Genomic DNA, 21,179 nt, shown 5'->3' with positions numbered 1-21,179 from the left:
ATATTAATTAATTATTGGTCGTATTTGATTTTTGTGTTTCGGCTTCTTTTGCTTTCTTAGCCGCTTCTCTTTCTTCTAGTATTTTCTTTCTTCTCTCTTCTAATTCTTTTTTACGTTGCTCGTAAAGTTTTTGTCTTTCTTCGGCTTTATTTACAGCTGGTTCAGCAGGCGGTGTTTCTCCCGTTGCAGCTGGTTTGGCTGTTGCATCAGTGCCTGTTTCACTTGTTTTTCCGGCTTCAGTTGTTTTTGCAGGTTCAGAAACCGTGCCATTTTTTTTGGCTTCTCTTTCTGCTAATATTGCTTTTCTTCTGTCGTCGTATTCTTTTTTCTTAGCCTCTTGCTCTAATCTTCTGTCTTCAATTAGTTTTTCTCTCGCAGCCTTTTTCTCATCAAGTGCTTTTTGTCGGTCTGCCATTGCCGGATTTTCGTCAATTGCATTTTCTTTACTTTCTTTAGCTTCCTGATCTTTCAATTGTTTTTTAGTCAATTGTTCGCGTTTATCAGTTCTGTTTAAAACACGAATAACCTGATCGCTTATATCAAATTTCTTATTACTGAAAAGCATAGTCAAATCTGATGATTTATCAAAAATGAAATCATAATTTTTAGCTTCAGCAATATCTTGAACGGCGGTAAAAACCTGATCTTGTATTGGTTTTGCCAAGGCAGCTTTTTGATGAATTAGATTCCCATTAGCACCAAATTGTTTTTGCTGGTAATCCAGCATTTCATCTTCCAGAAATTTAATTTCTGTTTCTCTTTCATCAATTAGCTCTTTAGTCAATAAAGCTTTTTCAGCTTTAAGGCTTTCCTTTAGCGTATTTATATCTAATTTTTTGGCTTCAATTTCCTGCTTCCATTTTTGAGCTTTTAGCTCTAATTGAGCTGTGGCTTCTTTGTAATCAGAAACATTTTCCAAAATGTATTCCATGTCAATATAACCAATTCGAGTCGTTCTGGTCTGAGCCTGACTTGTATTTGCCACAATCAGGGCTAAAAATATAAATAAAAATTGTTTTCTCATAACATTACTTTATTTTCAAATCTCTAGCCAAATGTACTAAAAATTGGACTAAAACTGTTGACCAATGATAAAGTGCGTTTCCCAGCCATTTGCTTTATTTGTAACAGATCCAGGAAGTGCATCAAATCCATATCCTAAATCAATACCTAATAATCCAAATGCCGGCATAAATACACGTAAACCAAAACCTGCCGAACGACTTAAGTCAAACGGATTATAATCTTTAAACGTTGGGTAAGATGAACCTGCTTCCAAGAACGTTAAGGCATAAATAGATGCAGATGATTTTAATGTAATTGGATAACGCAATTCCATAGAGAATTTGTTATAAATTGTTGCTCCAATTTGCTCACCCGCAGCGTTTACCGGAGTTAATGAGTTATTTGGATAACCTCTCAACTGAATGGTCTCTCTACCATCCATTGAGTAGTTTGCCATTCCGTCTCCACCTAAGTAAAAACGTTCAAAAGGTACAACTCCTCGTGCCTGATCGTAAGCTCCTAAGAAACCAAATTCTGTTAATGTCCTTAAGACTAGTTTACCATAAACTTTAGTATACCAATCTGCTTTAAATTTAACTTTATAATATTCTAACCAATTGTATCTTTTCTGGTCAACTTTACCCTGATCGGTATCAGCACTTGCGTAATCTGATCCAACACTCGCAACTTTTCCTGATGAGTCAGTTTTAATATAATCACCATTGTTAAGAGGTTGACCGAAATCATCTGATCCATTTGCACCAGTATATTGCGTTTTATATTCTTTTTGATTTGGTAGATCAGCATAGTCGATTCCATTAAACAATGAATATGGAGGCGTTACTTTTGCAGAAATACTAAACTCAGAACCATACATTGGGAATATCGGGTTCACCCCTTTATTACTTCTCGAAAGACCAATTGTATACGCTAAGTTTCTTGATGCTCCGTTACCAAAGGTAAATAAACCTGTGTTATAATTGTTCAGATCGTAATGTTGGTAACTTACCGATTGTGATAAAACAAAATAATCATCTGGCACAGTTAACCTTTTTGCTAAACCAACTTGTACAGTAAAAATATTAAAACTTTTGCTTTTGTCTACATCTCTTGTAACATAATTATTTAAGTATTGTGTACTATATGAGATAGATGAACTGAATTGTACTGGTTTTTTACCTCCAAACCATGGCTCAGAAAATGATAAACTGTAGGTTTGGAAATAGGTGCTTCCTTGTAAACGAAGCGATACTTTTTGACCATCTCCCATTGGTAGTGGCTTATATGCTTCTTTTTTAAACATATTTCGTGCAGAAAAGTTATTGAACGAAAGTCCTAACGTTCCGATGAAACCACCTCCACCGTAACCTCCCTGTAGTTCGACCTGACTAGATCCTTTTTCAACAACCTGATATTCGATATCTACAGTTCCAGCTCCTGCATCAACATTCCTGAATTCAGGTTTGATAGCTTCAGGATCAAAGAATCCTAACTGACCAATTTCACGAATGGTTCTAACCAATTGTTCTTTACTGTATTTCTCACCTGGTTTAGTTCTTAATTCTCGGTAAATAACATGGTCATTAGTTTTGTCGTTTCCAGTTACATATATTTTATTAAAATAAGCAATTGGACCTTCAGTAACTCTGATCTCAAAATCTATAGTATCGTTAACAGTTCTTACCTCTACAGAGTTTATTTTTGAGAATAAATAACCATTATTTTGATAGAGGTTAGTTATATCTTCTGCATCTGGTTTAGTGTTGTCAGCAATTCGTTTTTCAAGTAAAACTCCGTTATAGGTGTCTCCCTTTTTAATCCCTAAAAAGCCATTTAAAGTACGGTCAGAATAAACGGTATTTCCTAAAAATTTAATATTTCCAAAGTAGTACTTATTTCCTTCTTCCATATTAATTTTGATCGCTAGCATATTCTTCTCCTTGTTGTAAGTAACAGAGTCATAGATAATACGAGCATCACGATATCCTTTTTCTTTATAGGCGGCAATTACCTTTTCTAAATCAGTTTTATATTTTTCAGGAATAAATTTAGAAGCTTTTAAAACACGGAAAACATTCTTTTGTTTTGTGTCTTTCATTGCACCTCTTAATTGAGAATCAGTAAGTTGTTTGTTTCCTGTGAAATCAATACTACTAATTTTTACCTTATCTCCCTTATCTATCCGAACAAGCATATTTACCTGATTTCCGGCAGTAGTATCAGGAGTATTTGTTATGGTAACTTTTGTGTTATAGAAACCTTCTTTTTTGTATTTATTTTCTATATAATTTTTGGTAGTTGTAATTAAGTTTTCGTTGACAATCTTGTTCTTTGTCAGGTTGTTGTCCTTAATTAGTCCCTCTATTTTACTCTTTTTAACACCAACGATTTTAACTTCATTTAATTTAGGAAGTTCGACAATATCTAAATCTAAATAGATACTATCATTTTCAATTTTATTTACGTAAAAAGCAATTTCATCAAATAGGCCAAGTTTTCCTAATTTTTTAATTGCACCACTGATTTCTTCTCCTGGAACAGTTATTTCCTGTCCTTTTTGAAGGCCAGAAAAAGTAACAACAGTTTGTTCATTGAAGCTTATTTTACCAACAACAGAAACTTTAGCAAGAATATATTTTTTTCCTTGATCAAAAGGAACTCTTTCTTGTGCTTTTATTTGTGAAAAACTACCCAAAAGAAGTAGGGTAAGGACTATTTGTATTCTTTTTTGTAACACTAAAAAATTATTTAATTTGTTCACTGGTTTTTCCAAATCTACGTTCTCTTTTTTGATAACTAATAATAGCCTCATATAAATCTTGATCTTTAAAGTCTGGCCACAAGACATTAGTAAAATATAATTCTGCATAAGCTATCTGCCATAGCAAAAAATTACTTATTCTATGTTCTCCACTTGTTCGTATTAATAAATCTACGTCAGGTAAATTTTGCGTGTAAAGATGCTCATTTATAATTGAATCGTCAATAGTGTCTAATGAAATTATATTATTTTTAACTTTATCACTGATGATTCTAACGGCATTTACCAATTCTTCCCGTGATCCGTAGCTTAAGGCGAGAGTTAGAGTGAGACGTGTATTGTTTTTTGTCTTATCGATAACGTCTAAAAGTTCTTTTTGAGCTGATTTTGGAAGCTTCTCAAGATTTCCAATAGCGTTAAGTCTAATGTTGTTTTCCTGCAGTGTACCAAGTTCTTTTTTTAATGAATTTATTAATATTTTCATTAATGCTTCAACTTCTAGTTTAGGTCGATTCCAGTTTTCTGTCGAAAAAGCATAAAGCGTTAAATACTCAATGCCAAGTTTAGCACAGGTAGTAATTGTTTTTTTTACTGATTTGGTCCCGTTTTCATGTCCAAAAGCGCGTAAAAAGCCTTGTTGTTTCGCCCAACGTCCATTTCCATCCATGATAATGGCTAAATGTTTAGGCAAATTTGTTTGATCTATAGAGTCTAGTAAGTTCATTTTATTATTCTGCGCAATAGCAAGGTTTTTGTCCAAAGGTATACGTTAAAGTGATGCCAGAGAAAACATACCAGTCATTATTATTTAAATTTCCAAATTTCAATATATTCGCACTATCTGTGTTCGGATTACTTCCGTCAATAGCATCTGTAAAAGTATAACGGGCTCCGACTTCAGCTCCTAAAACAAAATGCGGTGTAATGTTAGATTTTATACCTAATATTATAGGTATTGCAAAAGAACTTGAATTTTCTGAATACGTTACATTCGGGCTGGTTGTAAATCGATACAACTGATCAAACATAAAAAAATTTAAACCTGAATATATATAAGGTGTAACTTTTGTATGATAATCATGCAGATTGAAATCAAAAAAATTAAATTCTAAACCAGCTGAAAGTTCTTTAATATCGTTTTCAAAGCTATAACCTCTGTTGCTTCTCCCGGTTTCGTCTGAGTTTTTGTCGTTTCCTGCTACCGTTGATTGTGTATAAGAGAAACGATAAGAATGGCGTGGGCTTTTATTCCATTTATACAAAACGCCAAAAGCTAGTTTCTCAGGAGCAATATACGTTGTGCTTCCTACGTCTCCTACAAAGTTGCTTCCGCCAAGAAAGACACCAATCTCATTGATTTGAGCATTTAGTGTGATAAAGGGGAAAAAACATAACAATAAATTAAAAATTTTCTTCATTTAATTCAAAATTGCGTGCAAATATAATAATTATCGATACGAATCAACGTTCCTTTAGTTAAATGTGCTTTTTTTTCAATTTACGATATGATTTTGAGACATTTAATGATGATTCACTACATGCAGAACGGGAAAATGTGGTATTATCGTATACTATGAAATAAGAAAAAGGCTTAATTCCTTTTATCTTCTCCCCAAAGCAATTTGTTTCTCAGGGTTTTTAAGAAGGTTTCGCCTGGAATTTCGACCATTTTTATTTTGTAATCTGTTTTTTTGATAGTTAAAACAGATTCATTTTTTACAGAAGAAATTCTGGAATCCAGTGAAATTAGGTATTGATCTTCTCTTCCGGAAACACGAAGTTTGATTTCAGTGTCATCAGGAATTACTAATGGTCTTGCGGTTAAGTTATGTGGTGCAATCGGTGTTATTACTAAACTTGCTACATTCGGAGTTAATATTGGACCTCCACAACTTAATGAATATCCGGTAGAGCCAGTTGGTGTTGAAATAATTAGACCGTCGGCCCAATAGGAATTTAAATATTCATTATTTAAATACGTTTCAACAGTAATCATCGAAGTAGTGTCTTTTCGGCTTACCGTTACTTCATTCATTGCAAAATTTAACTCTGCTATAGCATCATTTTGTGGTTCGCAAGTTAGGCTTAATAACGTCCTTTCTGTAGTAGTATATTTTTTGTCGATTACAAATTGTAAAAAACTGTCAATTTTTTCTTTTTGAACGGTTGCTAAAAAACCTAATCTTCCTGCGTTGATTCCTAAAATTGGAACACCTGAATTACGAACTAAAGTTGCGGCTCTCAAAATAGTTCCGTCGCCACCAATACTAATCAGCATTTCAAAACTGCTGTCCAGAGACGTACTGGATGAAAAAGTTTTGTATTCTTTTTGTATCAGGTCTTTTTCGTAAAGCATTTTCAGGAAAGTTTCTTCAATTACCATTTCTACATTATTGGACTTGAAAAACTGAAAAATATCTTTAATAATAGGTTCGGTACTGTTTTGATAATACTGTCCGTATATGGCTACTTTCATTTTTTTTAATTAGATAATGTGTCAATTACATAAATTAGATAATGTGGTAATGTGTCAATTGGGAAATTAAATAAATTTGATAATAGTCGTTTTTTAGGAATTATCTAATTGACATATTATCTAATTATCTAATTTTATATGTTCAGGTATTTGTCTAAATAGTCGGATCGTTCTTTTAAGCTATTAATATAGGCATCTTCCTGGTGTTCTGAGACAATTTCATAGTTGTATCGTCTAAATGTCTGAATAATTTCATTCATTGGACCAACACCAATTTTTACTGTTATTTGAACATTCTCTAAATCAGCTTCAGATATAAAACAACCCAAAATCTTACCATTATTACTTTCTACAATTTGAGTAACCTGACCCATAGAGTAGTCTAATAGTCCTTTTTGAACAATTATAATACCGCCTTGTTCTTTTAAAAATGGAGTTTCCTGAAAAAATTTCATGATATCTTCCATCTCATAATAACCTATATAGGTATTATTCTCATCAATAACCGGAACCGTATTAGTGTGATTTTTAGCAAAAACTTCTAAAACGTCAAGCCACAACATCGATTTTCTGGCAAAAAAACGTTCTAAAGTATATTTGTAGTCAATCGCTTTTTTATCAGTGTCAAAAGTTTCAATATCATCAGCAGCAATGCTTCCAATGAAAATACCGTTTTCCAAAACCGGAAAATGTGAAAAATTAACATCGGCAAAAAAATCCTGAACCGAGGCTATCGTTTCCTGACTATCAATCGCTCGAAAATCGTTTGTGATATAGTTAGTAATTTCTGTCATAAATCAGTTGGAGATATTTGATGCAAAATAATCAAAAAATAGCAAAAACTGCTACGTTTTACTTTGTATTTTTGTCGTAACAAATATAGTGTTACTAGAATTAATTATCTACTTATATGACAAAGTTAAGTGTAAATATCAATAAAATTGCAACCTTAAGAAACGCACGTGGCGGAAATGTTCCTGATTTATTAAAAGTAGCTACCGATATCCAGAAATTTGGTGGGCAGGGAATTACCATTCATCCACGTCCAGATGAGCGTCATATACGTTATCAGGATGCACGTGACTTAAAGGCAATTGTTCACACCGAGTATAATATTGAAGGAAATCCGCAGCATAACTTTATTGATCTGGTTTTAGAATGTAAGCCAACTCAGGTTACATTAGTTCCTGATGCAATTGGCGCAATTACTTCTTCGGCAGGTTGGGACACGATAAAAAATCAGGATTATTTAACTGAGGTTATTCAGGAGTTTCAGCGTAATGGCATTAGAACATCGATTTTTGTGGATCCGATTTTGGAAATGATTGAAGGTGCTAAAAAAACAGGAACTGACAGAATTGAATTATATACCGAAGCATTCGCTCATGAATATGCTTTAGGGAATAAAAATGGAATTGATCCTTATGTGAAAGCTGCAGAATTAGCAAACAAATTAGATTTGGGAATAAATGCAGGTCACGATTTGAGTTTGGATAATATTCAGTTTTTTAAACAAAATATTCCGGGATTACTGGAAGTTTCAATTGGACATGCCTTAATTTCTGAAGCCATTTATCTGGGTTTAGATAATGTGGTGAACATGTATTTAAATAAATTGAAATAAGATTAAAATTAAACAATTATAACCTGATATAATTGGGTTATAATTGTGTATTTTCGCACTTTTCTTATTAAAAGTATAGTGTCGAAAATAATAATTCTCTTTTTTTCTCTCTCTTTTTTCAATGTATTTGCGCAATCTAAAGCCACTATACAGGGGGAGATAAAATCTTCTGAAAAAGAAAACCTGGTTGGATCCGGCATTTTAATTCAATCGAATAACCAAAGTTTTTATAGTTTATCGGATTCCTTAGGTAGTTTTTCTTCAAAATTGGAGCCTGGAATTATTCATCTTCAGGTAAATGCCTTAGGTTATTTAGAAAAAAAGATCAGTTTTGAACTGAAAAAGGACACTTTACTATCCATAATTTTAGAAAAAGATACTTCTATATTGAATGAGGTTGTTGTAGCTAACACTAAAAAAAGTGGTATAACAACTCTTTCAGGTGGTAAGCTATCTTTTAATTTAAAAGAGCTATCATCAGTTCCAACTGTTTTGGGTACCACAGATATTATTAAACTTTTGCAATTAACTCCAGGTGTTCAGAATTCAGGGGATGCCAATGGTTACTTGTATGTACGAGGTGGAGATCCTGGTCATAATGCTATTTTGTATAGTGGAACTCCCGTATATGGAATGTCACATTTGTTAGGTATTTTTCCGTTCTATAATACGGATCATATACAACAGGTTGAATTTGATAAATCAAGTTCGAACGCAAAGTATGGAGGACGATTAAGTTCTACGACACTTTTGATTCCGAACAAAAAATTACCTTCTGAATTTGCTATCCAGGGTAATGTAGGTATTTTGGCCTCACAATTGAATTTTGCTATTCCTGTAACTGAAAAAACAGGAATCTATATCTCTGGAAGGAAAACCTATATTGACGAAATTGTTGCACCAATATTGAAATCCGGGTCAAAAAACAATGATGTTCAGGATATGAAATATGGTTTTTCGGATGGAAACTTCACTCTCATTTCTCAAATCTCAAAAAAGAATCTTTTTTCTGTAGATGCTTTTGTCAGCGGAGACGAGTTAAAAATCAGGGATAATAATCTGGCACTTAAAACGGGTTTAAAATGGAGTAATTTTACCATTTCACCAACTTTAGTTACTACGTTTTCTCCTAAAGTAAGCATGTCAAATTCGGTATATTTTAGTCAGTATTCAAACGATTTGAATATGGAACAGGCAACAATTCAGTTTGAAGTTTCGTCTTATGTAAAAGATTTTGGATTTACTAATGCAGTTCAATATTCAATTAAAAACATTCCTTTTGAATCAGGATTTCAATATGTGTATCACGATTTACAGCCTCAGAAAGTAAATGTCGAGAATTTGACAACAACTAATAATGCATCTCAAAATAGTTTAATTAATGCTAATGAAGCATCAATTTTTACGAGTGTAAAACCAAAATTATCTAATAATATCACTGCAGAATTAGGACTTAGAATTAACTATTATACTTCGGGTTCTCAAGATTCTTATTTACATTTTCAGCCTCGCGTTTTGCTAAATTATTTTGCAAATGAAAAGTACTCTTTTTACGGATCTTATAATAAACAATATCAATATTTGAGTTTAATCACAACTTCTAGTGTTGGGATTCCGACCGATTTCTGGATCGCCAGTTCAGATGGAATAAAACCACAATCTTCAGATGAATTTTCTATTGGTTCTAATCAGAATATTTCCAGGAACTGGACTTCTTCTATTGGAGGATTTTATCGTTCTATGAAAGATTTGCTCGAATATCCTTATGGAGTAACTCAGTTTAATGAAACAACAACATTAAAAAATGATTTATTGGTTGGAAAAGGACAAGCATACGGAATTGAAATGATGCTTCGAAAAAGCAATGGGAGATTCACAGGTTGGCTGAGTTATACATTAAGCTGGTCTGATCGAAACTTTGATGAGCTTAATAATGGAAATACTTATTTTGCCAAATACGACCGTCGTCATAATCTTTCAGTAGTAGGAATGTACGATCTTAATTCGAAATGGAATTTCGGCATAACTCAAATTTTCAGTTCAGGAAATCGATTTACAATGCCAACTTCCTGGTATTTCATCAATAATAATCCAGTCAAAGAATATTCAGGATATAACAATGCACAAATGCCAAATTACATCAGGACTGATATTTCTGTAAATTATTTTTTCCTGAAAACGAATAAAAAAGAAAGTGCCCTAAACTTTTCAATTTATAATACATTCAATATCGCAAACCCAATTTATGTAGTATTGAATGTTCAGGTAAATGAAAATAAAGACAGTGTAATTGTAAAACAGGAAGAGAAAGTTTTATATCGAATTTTGCCTTCAATAAGCTGGAGATTTAAATTTTAAAAAATGAAAAAATATCTACTATTTGTTTTTGCCATAATAATAACGAGCTGTTCTAATGATAATATTAATGAACAGAAAAGTCTGGAATCTAAACTTGTAGTCGAAGGATGGATTGAAGAAGGCGACTATGCTCAGGTTTTACTATCAAGCAGTATTCCGGTTACCGACGTTATTGATTCGACCAATGTTTTAAATCATGCCATCAGAGCTGCAAAAATTACGATTTCTGACGGGATAAATTCAGAAGTTTTAAGAGTAAAAACGGATAAAAACCGAGTTCCTCCATTTGTGTATTATGGAGCAACATTAAAAGGGGAAGCTGGAAAAGAGTATTCTCTCAAAATAGAATACCTGAATCGCATTGTTGAAGCGACAACAATAATTCCGAAAACGGTGCAACTCAAAAGTGCTGAATATAGTAAGAAGGTTGAAACAGATACAACAGGCTATGTTTTTGTAAAATTTGATGATCCGTTAAATGAAAAAAATTACTATCAGATTGCCACAAAAATTGATGGAGAGGAACCTATTTTTGTTCCTTCTTTTTATGGAAATTTAGATGATAAAAATTTCACAACGTCGCCAATATCAGTACAAATAAACAGAGGTGTTTTGCTTTTTCCAAAAACAAAATTCACACCCTATTTTGCTGATGGAGATTTAATTCATGTGAAATTAAGAACGCAAAATAAAGACGCTTTAGATTTCTGGAACAGCTGGCAAAACGAAATTGTTAACAGCAGAAACCCAATCTATCCTGCCAATACTAGTTTAAAATCCAATATAAAAGGAGGGATAGGTATTTGGGCGGGTTATGGACAAAGTACTTTAATAGTGAAAACTCCACCCAAAAAATAAAGCCGATTTGAATAGTTTCAAATCGGCTTAAAATATATTTTTAAAGAATATTACTTTTCGAAAGCTTTAATGAAATCTTCGAATTTAGTTTCAAAAGTGCTAAATCCTTCTGAGAAATAAGCTTCCATTTCTACTTCAGTATTATCGCTGAATTTTAAATAATATACAGGATTGTAATAATCAACTAAAGATTCCCATGGGTTTTCTTCTTTTACTGAATGCTGAACGATATCTGCAATTTTAGTTCCGTCCTTTTTAGAAACTAAGATCAATTTCATGTTTTTATTGAAATTAGCAGCTTTTCCTTCTGCAATTTTTTTATGATAAGTGCTTAATTCTGAATAATATGTTTCAGAATTATAAACTGGATACGGTACGCTATTTTCTAACGTAGTATCATCTGCAGCAGCAGTAGCTAAATCAGTATCAGCAAGAATAACAAAATTATCCATCAATTTGAATAATCCATTCGCTTTTCCTCTATATTGAACAAGTTCATCATTATCGATTAAACCGTCAATATTTGCATTGCTTCCTGAATTAAAATCAATTAAAGTTTTTCCGTTGTAAGTAAGAGTAGCTTTTGCAGTATTTTCAACTCCTTTTTTACCACTTGTCTCCCAAGTATAACCATCATTTGTAGTCATTTTGAATGCAAACTCATCTGGAGATTCGTTTTTAGTTGAATATTTTGCAGTTTGTGCAAATGTAGCAGCTTCTTTCTCATCAATTTTCAAAATAGCTTCTGAAGAGGTTGGTAAATAAACGAAGTCATTTACATCAACATCAGCTTCCCAATCATAACTGTCATAAATTTCTATTTTTATGTCAGAAGAAACACTTTTTGTAGATAATGTCGTGTTGTTTGTAGTTTGAGATTCTTTTGCAGGAAAAACAAATTTCAATTCAGTAGTTGAAGCTGTTTTTTCCCATTTTTGATCAGTATTTTTCCAAGTATAAACGCCGTAAACACCAGAAACATTTAAGATGTCTTCTGCTTGATTGTCATTTTTTCCGTTAAAAATATCAACAGAACTAATATCTAATAATCTGTTTAAGTTTTCTAATGCTTCAATGGCGCTAGAAGTTTTTGATTTGTCCAGCTGAACAAGCATTTCATTTGCCTCAGCTTCTAATTTTACCTTTTGTTGTGATGGAGGTAGTGTAGAATATGGTTTTGCAACAATTTCCGCGATTTGTTCTGCTAATGTTTGCTCTGTTGTTGGGGTAGTTTCAGGGCTGTCTTCACTAGAACATGAGATTGTTAGTTGAGATGCAACTAACGATAATAATAGGATTTTTTTAATCATGGTTTGTGTTTTAATTAAACGATTAATCAGGATTTTTCTGACTTAATTTTCAGAGCGCAATGTACATTTTAATATCGAAGTGGAGTTACGGGAAACCGTAAACATGTAAACTTTTTTTTAATAAAATTAAGGTAAAAGTGATTTTTATAGAAAGGGTTCTGTTAGAGATTAATAGATAAGTTTTCTACCTTTGTGTTCTGTTTTTAAAATCAAAATACAAATGTTATACTCAAAAATAGAAGGCGAAGGAAAACCATTTATCATCATGCACGGATTCCTTGGAATGTCTGATAACTGGAAAACACTTGCCGGACAATATGTAGAAGCCGGATTTCAGGTTCATATTTTAGATTTAAGAAATCATGGTCGTAGTTTTCATTCCGATGAATGGTCTTACGAGGCAATGGTTCAGGATGTTTTTGAATATTGTCAGGCAAATCAATTAACGAGAATTGACATTTTAGGACATTCAATGGGCGGAAAAGTAGCAATGCTTTTTGCAACGACGCACCCCGAAATTGTAGATAAATTGATTGTGGCAGATATTGGCCCAAGATTTTACAAACAACATCATCAGGATATTTTGGCAGGATTAAACGCTGTTGATTTTTCAGTAAAACCAAGCCGAAATGATGTTGAAGCAATCGTGGCGCAATATGTTCCTGATTTTGGAACGCGACAATTTTTATTGAAGAATTTATACTGGAAAGAACCGGGACAATTGGCTTTTAGATTTAATCTGGAAGTCTTTAATAATAATTTAGATGCCATCGGAAAAGCTTTGGCAGCTGATTTAGTTTTCAATAATCCTACCTTGTTTATCAGAGGAGGAGATTCAGGTTATATTTTAGATGCTGATTTTGATTCCATTCGTCAGCATTTTCCAAATGTGAAGTTTGAAACGATTCCAAATGCTGGACATTGGCTTCATGCTGAAAATCCTAAAATGTTTTTTGAGATGACAACGGAGTTTTTAAAAGAGTAATCTTTATGATAAAAATTTTAGTACTTTTATTCAAACTTTTAAATCATAAACTATGAAATTAATACTTAGACTTCTTGTTACCGCAGCGTTGGTTTTGTTAATTGCCAATTTTCTGCCAGGAGTTCATGTTGCCAGTTTTGCCACAGCAGTAATCGTTGCAGTAGTTCTGGGATTATTAAATCTTTTTATAAAACCAATTTTGGTAATCCTGACTTTGCCAGTTACATTCATTACTTTAGGATTGTTTTTATTGGTAATAAACGCCATTATTATTCTGCTTTGCACTAATATAGTAGGAGGTTTTGCAGTCGATACATTCTGGACAGCTTTATTCTTCAGTATCATCTTATCTATCCTTCAATCTATTACTTATAAAATATTAGGAGACGATAAATAAATTGAAATAAAAGGAGATCAAAAACAGCTTCAAATACAATACATTAAAAACTTGGTTGGGTTGCAAAAATTTTATAATTTTGCAACCCAATTTTATTATGTAAATTAAAGAAGAAGATGGATATTAAAAGAGTAGCAATAGACGCTGTGAATGAAACGATTGTAATGACAGTTGTTCACATGGATTATAAAGGTCAAGTAGCAAAAAGAATAAACGAAAAAATGCCATTGGCTACTGTTAAGGGTTTTAGAAAAGGACAAGTTCCTAAAGACCTTGTTGAAAAACAATACGGAAAAGCAATTAAGCAGGAAGAAGTTCAAAAAGTAGTTGATTTGGCTTTAGAGCGTTTCGTGCAATCTGAAAGATTAAATCTTTTAGGAACTCCTCTTGCTAAAGTAAATGAAAACTTTGATTGGGATGCTGAAGAACTAACTTTCGAATACGAAATTGGTTTGGTTCCTAACTTCGAAATTGATTTAGAAGCAAAAAATAATATCGTAAAATATATCGTTACTGCTGATGATAAATTAATCGACGGACAAGTAGAGCGTATCCAAAAACAATTCGGAAAAGCAATTCCACAAGATAAAGTTGAAGCTGATTCTGATTTGACTGGAACTTTCTCAAACGAAGAAAAAGGTATCAACAATACAACTACAATTTCTGTATCTACATTCAACAAAAAAGCAGGTGATAAATTCATCGGTAAAAAAGTTGGAGATGTTGTAACAGTAAGTACAAAAGGTTTATTCGAAGATGATCACCAATTAATGGATTACTTAAAAGTAGCTCATGATGATGTTCATGGTTTAGATATCGAAGTAAACTTTACTATCGAGGCTATCAACGGTGCTGAATTAGCTGAATTAAACCAAGAGTTGTTCGATAAACTTTTTGGTGAAGGAAAAGTAGCTTCTTTAGAAGATTTGAAAGCTAAAATTAAAGAAGATGCTGAAGCTCAATTCGCGCAACAAGCAGATCAAAAATTATTATTAGATGTTCAGGATTTCCTAATCGAAAATACAAAATTTGATTTACCAGCTGAATTCCTTAAAAAATGGTTGCAAACTGTTGGAGAGAAAAAACTTTCTGCAGAAGAAGCTGAAGTTGAATACGCAAGATCTGAAAAAGGATTACGTTTTCAATTAATCGAAGGAAAAGCAATGGCTCAAAGTAATATCCAAATTACATTTGAAGATTTGAAAGCTTTTACAACAAACGCTATCAGACAACAAATGGCTCAATTTGGTCAAACAAATCCAACTGACGAAGAAGTTCAGGGAATTGTTGCCAGAGTTTTATCTAACCAGGAAGAAGTAAAAAGATTATCTGAGCAGGTTGTTGCTGAAAAATTATTGGAAGTTTTCAAAGAAAAAGCAAATCCAACAACTAAAGAAGTAACTTACGAAGAATTTATCGCTGCGTCTTACGGAGAATAATTTCTGAAAAAACAAATATAGTAGAGCGTCAAGAGATTTTTCTTGACGCTCTTTTGTTTTAATTTATTTTTGATTACTTTTCAGGAGCTAATCCAGCTATCCGTTACAAGTTTTTTCATGCCTGCCTTTTTTTGTAAGGCAAAAAAAGAGCTTCCTCCGGTCGCTTTTTTTTACCAACAAAAAATAGTTGTCATTTCAAAAAGCTTTTCACTGCTATCTGGGCTAGAAATAAGACAAATTGACATTCTTTATAAAGAGGTATAACCTTTGATGGAAGAATAAACAGATATTACGTAAAACTTAGAACACTAAAAATATGAACTACGGTAAAGAATTCAAAAAATTTGCTACAAAGCACCAGGGAGTAAACGCAATGTATTACGATAAAATCGTAGCAGCGATGAACCCAACAAACATGACTCCATACATTATCGAAGAGCGTCAGCTGAATGTTTCTCAATTAGACGTGTTTTCAAGATTAATGATGGACAGAATTATCTTTTTAGGAACAGGTATCGACGACCAAATTGCAAATATCGTTCAGGCGCAGTTATTATTTTTAGAAAGTGCTGATGCATCAAAAGATATTCAAATTTATCTTAATTCTCCAGGAGGAAGCGTTTACGCAGGATTGGGAATTTATGATACTATGCAATACATCAAACCAGACGTAGCAACAATTTGTACAGGTATGGCAGCCTCAATGGGAGCTGTATTATTATGTGCAGGAGCAGCAGGAAAACGTTCGGCTTTGCCACATTCAAGAGTAATGATTCACCAGCCATCAGGAGGAGCACAAGGTGTTGCAACTGACATGGAAATCAACTTACGCGAAATGTTGAAACTGAAAGATGAGTTATACAATATCATTTCTCAACATTCAGGACAAACATTTGAAAGAGTGCACAAAGACAGTGAGCGTGATTACTGGATGAAAGCTGACGAAGCAAAAGAATACGGAATGATTGATGAAGTATTAAGAAGAGGATAATTCTAAATTCTCTAAGTTGCAGAGATACTAAGTTTTAAAGTTTTCTCTGTCAATTGAAAAATAAAATAAAAATATTAAGCTGTAAAGGGCTAAGTTTTTAAGTTTTAAATTAAAAAGCTTAGAAACTTAGTATCTTTGCTGCTTAGTAACTTAAGTAAAGAATGGCAAAAGTAGTATTAGAATGTTCGTTTTGTGGAAGAAAGAAGCCAGAAACTAATTTATTGATTGCTGGTATTAATGCACATATCTGTGATAAGTGTATTGAACAAGCACACGGAATTGTATTAGAAGAATTAAAATCAAGTGGAAGCGCAAAATTAGTTGGGGACTTAATTTTAAAGAAGCCAAAAGAAATAAGAGCTTTCTTAGATCAATATGTTATTGGTCAGGATCAGACAAAAAAAGTAATGTCAGTTGCGGTTTACAATCACTATAAACGTTTAATGCAACAGCAATTAGATGATGAAGTAGAGATTGAAAAAAGTAACATCATTATGGTAGGTCAAACCGGAACCGGAAAAACATTGGTAGCCAAAACTATCGCAAAAATGTTAGACGTTCCTTTGGCTATCGTTGATGCAACAGTACTTACAGAAGCGGGTTATGTAGGAGAAGATGTCGAAAGTATTTTGACTCGTTTGTTACAAGCTGCTGATTATGATGTAACCAAAGCAGAAAGAGGAATTGTATTTATTGATGAAATTGATAAAATTGCCCGTAAGAGCGATAATCCATCAATAACGCGTGACGTTTCTGGTGAAGGAGTTCAACAAGCGTTATTGAAATTATTAGAAGGAACTGTTGTTAACGTGCCGCCAAAAGGAGGACGTAAACATCCAGACCAAAAATTTGTTGAGGTAAATACGCAGAACATCTTATTTATTGCCGGTGGAGCTTTTGATGGCGTTGAGCGTATTATTTCAAAACGTTTAAACCGTCAGGCAGTTGGTTATTCTACTTCTAAAAACGTAGACAACATCGACAAAGACAATTTATTACAATATATTATTCCAAAAGATATCAAAGATTTTGGATTGATTCCGGAGATTATTGGTCGTTTGCCAGTATTGACACACATGGATCCTTTAGATAAGGAAACTTTGCGTGCAATTTTGACTCAGCCGAAAAATGCTTTGGTAAAACAATATCAAAAATTATTCTTAATGGATGATGTTGAATTTACGATTACAGATGAAGCATTAGATTTTATTGTTGATAAAGCATTAGAATACAAATTAGGTGCTCGTGGATTGCGTTCATTATGCGAAGCAATTTTAACTGACGCCATGTATGAATTACCAAGTTCAGACGATAAAGTACTCACAATCGATGAAGATTATGCAAGACATACTTTGAATAAAAATTTATTGAAAAGAATGGAAATTGCTTCTTAATTAGCAATTAACTTATAATATTTAAAACCTGTTCATTTATTTGAGCAGGTTTTTTTTATTAATCTATTTAGCAGATTTTAGGATAATTTATGGACTGTGTTACAATTGAAAGTAAATTCTTAGTATATTCGTTTTGAAATGAAATTTAAAAAGAATTGTATGAAGAAAATATTACATTATGGTTTTATAGCTGTCTTATTTCTATTTATTTTTTCTTGTAGTCCAGAAGAATCTATTGATTCTAATACAAATGAGGCAAAAAAATGGTTTACTGAAAATATCACCTCTGAAAATTTTGAAATTTTAAAATATACAAAAGAAATTGATTGGAGTAATGCAATAGTTACAAATGGAGAAAAAGGCCAAGTTATAGAAGTACCTTTTACATTGCAATCGAATCTTAAAACCAAAATTGGAGATCAGGATTATTTAAACTATCATAGATTATTATTAATAAAATCAGGAGATAATTTCATTTATAATCATGTTGAGATATTAACTAAAAATAAAGATTTCGATAACAATGATAAATTATTTAATTTTTATGAGATAACAGATGATTTTGATGGCATAATATTAGTACTCAATCCAAAGAAGGAAGCTGTTCAGTTTAGTAAATTCAAAAATAGTATTTTAGTAAAACCAAATCCAACTGGTAAAATGGAGTCAGATGTTTGTGTTTATATGGGTTGGCTTTATGAAGATGGAGATTTTGAAGCTTTAATGCTAATTGGGTGCTTTGGCGGTGGTGGCGGAGAACTAAGTGACAATAATGGGGGATATCCACCTCATGTTGGAGGTGGAGGGTCTGGTGCCTCTGCATTAACCAATGCTCAAAAAATAGAAAAGCAAATTAATTCAGATAAACTTGATGCTTGTACAAAAGCAGTTTTTGATAAATTAAAAAACTTAAAGCAAACTGATATTGCAGGTATGATAGAACGTTTTAGGCCTGGCGGTGCCATTTTTAATTTAAATATGTCTACAGGTAAGGTAAGTAATCCGAATGATTTAGCACAGACAACTAAAATTAACGGTTCGAAAACTGATATTAGCATGGTTTTTAAGGAAGATTATATTAATGGTGTAGGGAATGTTAGCCCGCCTACCGACTTATCTGTCGCAACTACAATGGCACATGAGATTATTCATGCGTATTTGATTAGTTTACTTGAAGAAAACACGGGCTGTGGTAATTCAAAAATATGCGATTTTCCTACAATTTATGATGCTTATGTTCAGCAGCAAATTAGTAAAAATCCTAATTTACTGCCAAATGCCCATCATGAATTAATTGCTAATAAGTATGTCAATTCAATAGCTTCTGCTATTCAAGAATTTCATACTGGTCAGCCTGTTGATTCAGGTTTTCCAATGCAGGTTTATTTAGACCTGGCTTGGGGTGGGCTTCAAGGAACAAGAATATTTAATCAAACTTATCCTAACGATCCTTCTAATAAGAATTTTAAAGATCGAGAGAGAATTTTGTATAGAATAAATACAGAGAAAAATGGTTCGCAATATGGTATATATTCGCCAGTAGGAAAACCTTGTAAAAAGTAAATTATGAAAAAACTAAAAAATATACTTATACTAATTCCGATGATTAGTATCTCTTGCTCGTCTCCTTATCTGACAAGCTATGAGCCAATAAATGATTTTTTGGAATTGGAGAAAAAAAATGGTAACGTACATTACATCCTAAAAGCAAAGGAAAATAATAATCAAGTCTTAAGAATTTTTAACAGAGGAGAAGAGTCGGAGCATATTGTGTATTCAAATGAAATAGATCATACAAGCAAGTTATTTAATGAAAAACAGTGGAAAAAATTATATAAAAAATATTCGCAGGACACTATAAAAAAATATTGGAAAGCGGAAGACTTTCCTGGATATGAATTAATTGAGGGAAGTCGAAGTTTACTTTTTAGTAGTAAATTTTCAAATCAATATCCTAATGTAGAAAATGTAATAATCTTATCTGAACCTTTATATTATAATAATAGAAAATACATTATGTTCTTTTATCATATTGATAATAATAATTTTGTTGGTGATACTCAGATGGCTGTGGTAATGAGAAAAGAAAATAAAAAATGGATAGTAGTTGAGAAAATTGGTGATTACAATTGTAGTGGATGTTTATAGATAAGCTTTGTACTAAGAAATAATTTCAATTGTACTGATTTTGCAATCTCTACAGCGGAAAAAGGAGGGTTAATTTTACCCAAAACAACTGGGTCGTATAATGCGGTGGTTGTAAATTTTAAAGGACGTAATCCTGGCGATTTAGGTCAAGACATTAGAAGTATGAGTGTACCCATTGGAGGGCAAAAACTATAATAAAGGGAAGTGCCTCTTTAAAAAAAGGAGAATGCAAATGAAAAAATATAGAGGTTTATTAGTTTTTGTTGTGTTCTTTGTTAATACAGTAGTTGTGTTGAGTCAAAATGAGCCTAATGAAAAGATGTTAAATGAATTTGTAAGAACAGTTTTTTACCGGAATACGAATGCGAAATTTATTGCAGATAATTTTATCTACTTTGGATCAATTAATAATTCAAAATATACAATTGATGATAGGATAAAGATCCTTGATAAACATTTGAAAAAAATAAAAAAGGAAAAAGGTCCACTTTTAGATCCTGCAAATTTTTCTATTGTAACTTATAATGAATTTAAAGGCTCTAAAATTAATTTTTCAAATATGTCAGATTATATTTTTGTTTTAGTAAGTAAAAATAATCCAGTAATGTATTTTAATTTAAGAAATGGTAAAATATTTGCGTTCGATTATATTATTAAAGGAGATGAAGGTTTATTTATAACATATTGATTTTAGTAGAAACTCTAAACACTATATTTTATATCTTTATAATATTACTACAAAAATTATCGTATTATGAATAAAGTTATTGAAGATTTCGATGGTCATTTACTTATTTGGCAAATTATAAATATCATCGGACTAATAATCATAGTATATGTATTGTATTTGCTCATTAAGTTTTTTCGAAATAAGTATAAAAAATAAATCAAAAAAAGACTGATGATTTTTCATCAGTCTTTTTTTGGTTTTAAAGAAGTGTGCTATTTTATAACTTTTAAATAAGGCTCAATGTCAGAAACTAATTTGTCATTTAACCAAATTGTTTTTTTGGTAACAGAATTTGATGTTCTGTTATATTCAATTTTAATGATATCTGTATTATTTTCGCTCCATTGAATGTAAGTTTGAGGATATTGTTCTTCTGGTGAGCTATTTAAGAAAATACGAATAATGTTAAGACCATCTTGTTTGTAAATCATAAAATTTCGAGGGTGATCAGTACCGTTCGGTTCTTGAATTAATTTACCCTTAACCAGATAAAGTATTTTAATTTTACTTTGATCAATAGCATTTGAATTATCGGGATTTAATAAGTCATCACCATTTGAGTTAAGAACAGAAATGTTTAAGATTGCATCATAATTAAATCCGTCTATAACAATCTCATCAGAATTACAACTGATTAAAAAGGACATGGTTAGGCAAATCAAAATTAATTTTTTCATGTTTTTTGGTTTTAAAAATCGAAAGT

Annotated in this window: 19 protein-coding genes; 11 read left to right on the top strand and 8 right to left on the bottom strand. The window is 32.1% G+C overall.

The genetic code is table 11. From position 1 onward, the window contains the following. Positions 1-7: 7 nt before the first annotated feature. The 6 genes from BUA98_RS20265 to BUA98_RS20240 form a co-directional block, all read right to left on the bottom strand. Complete coding sequence (locus BUA98_RS20265; protein ID WP_072975450.1) at positions 8-1,024, bottom strand: OmpH/Skp family outer membrane protein; 1,017 nt, start codon at positions 1,022-1,024, stop codon at positions 8-10. Positions 1,025-1,072: 48 nt separating this feature from the next. Continuing rightward, positions 1,073-3,817 carry a BamA/OMP85 family outer membrane protein gene (locus BUA98_RS20260; RefSeq protein WP_072975448.1) on the bottom strand — a complete coding sequence of 915 codons (2,745 nt, stop codon included), beginning with the start codon at positions 3,815-3,817 and terminating at the stop codon, positions 1,073-1,075. Beyond that, complete coding sequence (locus BUA98_RS20255; RefSeq protein WP_072975579.1) at positions 3,750-4,490, bottom strand: isoprenyl transferase; 741 nt, start codon at positions 4,488-4,490, stop codon at positions 3,750-3,752. Before BUA98_RS20255 ends, BUA98_RS20260 begins: the two co-directional genes overlap by 68 nt. A gap of 4 nt (positions 4,491-4,494) precedes the next feature. After that, positions 4,495-5,184: a type IX secretion system protein PorG gene (porG, locus tag BUA98_RS20250; protein WP_072975446.1), complete on the bottom strand. Its 690-nt coding sequence runs from the start codon at positions 5,182-5,184 to the stop codon at positions 4,495-4,497. Positions 5,185-5,357: 173 nt separating this feature from the next. Next, the gene (locus BUA98_RS20245; RefSeq protein WP_072975445.1) at positions 5,358-6,242 is read right to left on the bottom strand and encodes an NAD kinase; all 885 of its coding nucleotides are present in this window, start codon (positions 6,240-6,242) and stop codon (positions 5,358-5,360) included. Between the two features lie 134 nt (positions 6,243-6,376). After that, positions 6,377-7,036: a CBS domain-containing protein gene (locus BUA98_RS20240; RefSeq protein WP_072975443.1), complete on the bottom strand. Its 660-nt coding sequence runs from the start codon at positions 7,034-7,036 to the stop codon at positions 6,377-6,379. Positions 7,037-7,152: 116 nt separating this feature from the next. Between BUA98_RS20240 and BUA98_RS20235 the strand changes: the two genes are divergently transcribed. The 3 genes from BUA98_RS20235 (at position 7,153) to BUA98_RS20225 (ending at position 11,082) form a co-directional block, all read left to right on the top strand. Continuing rightward, positions 7,153-7,866: a pyridoxine 5'-phosphate synthase gene (locus BUA98_RS20235; protein WP_072975442.1), complete on the top strand. Its 714-nt coding sequence runs from the start codon at positions 7,153-7,155 to the stop codon at positions 7,864-7,866. Positions 7,867-8,133: 267 nt separating this feature from the next. Further along, a complete protein-coding gene (locus tag BUA98_RS20230; RefSeq protein ID WP_244279239.1) occupies positions 8,134-10,224 on the top strand; it encodes a TonB-dependent receptor plug domain-containing protein in 2,091 nt (696 codons plus the stop codon). Between the two features lie 3 nt (positions 10,225-10,227). Then, entirely contained in the window at positions 10,228-11,082 is an 855-nt protein-coding gene (locus BUA98_RS20225) for a DUF4249 domain-containing protein (protein ID WP_072975439.1), read from the top strand. Positions 11,083-11,132: 50 nt separating this feature from the next. On the opposite strand, the gene BUA98_RS20220 is transcribed toward BUA98_RS20225, so the two are convergent. Next, entirely contained in the window at positions 11,133-12,392 is a 1,260-nt protein-coding gene (locus tag BUA98_RS20220) for a hypothetical protein (protein WP_072975437.1), read from the bottom strand. A 220-nt stretch (positions 12,393-12,612) separates the two neighbouring features. Between BUA98_RS20220 and BUA98_RS20215 the strand changes: the two genes are divergently transcribed. From BUA98_RS20215 to BUA98_RS20180, 8 genes are all read left to right on the top strand, one after another. Beyond that, positions 12,613-13,377: an alpha/beta fold hydrolase gene (locus tag BUA98_RS20215; RefSeq protein ID WP_072975436.1), complete on the top strand. Its 765-nt coding sequence runs from the start codon at positions 12,613-12,615 to the stop codon at positions 13,375-13,377. A 52-nt stretch (positions 13,378-13,429) separates the two neighbouring features. Continuing rightward, complete coding sequence (locus tag BUA98_RS20210; RefSeq protein ID WP_072975434.1) at positions 13,430-13,774, top strand: phage holin family protein; 345 nt, start codon at positions 13,430-13,432, stop codon at positions 13,772-13,774. Between the two features lie 116 nt (positions 13,775-13,890). Then, on the top strand, positions 13,891-15,213 hold the full coding sequence (locus tag BUA98_RS20205) for a trigger factor (RefSeq protein ID WP_072975433.1): 1,323 nt from the start codon (positions 13,891-13,893) through the stop codon (positions 15,211-15,213). Positions 15,214-15,529: 316 nt separating this feature from the next. After that, the gene (clpP, locus tag BUA98_RS20200) at positions 15,530-16,204 is read left to right on the top strand and encodes an ATP-dependent Clp endopeptidase proteolytic subunit ClpP (RefSeq protein WP_072975431.1); all 675 of its coding nucleotides are present in this window, start codon (positions 15,530-15,532) and stop codon (positions 16,202-16,204) included. Between the two features lie 161 nt (positions 16,205-16,365). Then, on the top strand, positions 16,366-17,598 hold the full coding sequence (clpX, locus tag BUA98_RS20195; RefSeq protein WP_072975430.1) for an ATP-dependent Clp protease ATP-binding subunit ClpX: 1,233 nt from the start codon (positions 16,366-16,368) through the stop codon (positions 17,596-17,598). Between the two features lie 159 nt (positions 17,599-17,757). After that, entirely contained in the window at positions 17,758-19,161 is a 1,404-nt protein-coding gene (locus BUA98_RS20190) for a hypothetical protein (protein WP_072975428.1), read from the top strand. A 3-nt stretch (positions 19,162-19,164) separates the two neighbouring features. Beyond that, a complete protein-coding gene (locus tag BUA98_RS20185; RefSeq protein ID WP_072975426.1) occupies positions 19,165-19,746 on the top strand; it encodes a hypothetical protein in 582 nt (193 codons plus the stop codon). A 232-nt stretch (positions 19,747-19,978) separates the two neighbouring features. Continuing rightward, positions 19,979-20,434, top strand: coding sequence for a hypothetical protein (locus BUA98_RS20180; RefSeq protein ID WP_072975424.1), 456 nt, complete (start codon positions 19,979-19,981; stop codon positions 20,432-20,434). Positions 20,435-20,688: 254 nt separating this feature from the next. Here BUA98_RS20180 and BUA98_RS20175 read toward each other — a convergent pair whose 3' ends face one another. Next, positions 20,689-21,153 carry a hypothetical protein gene (locus BUA98_RS20175; protein WP_139257031.1) on the bottom strand — a complete coding sequence of 155 codons (465 nt, stop codon included), beginning with the start codon at positions 21,151-21,153 and terminating at the stop codon, positions 20,689-20,691. Positions 21,154-21,179 lie beyond the last annotated feature (26 nt).

It is taken from the genome of Flavobacterium saccharophilum (assembly GCF_900142735.1).
Classification (GTDB): Bacteria; Bacteroidota; Bacteroidia; order Flavobacteriales; family Flavobacteriaceae; genus Flavobacterium; species Flavobacterium saccharophilum.
Note: the sequence above shows the minus strand (reverse complement) of the source record. Positions and strands in the feature narration are given on the sequence as shown.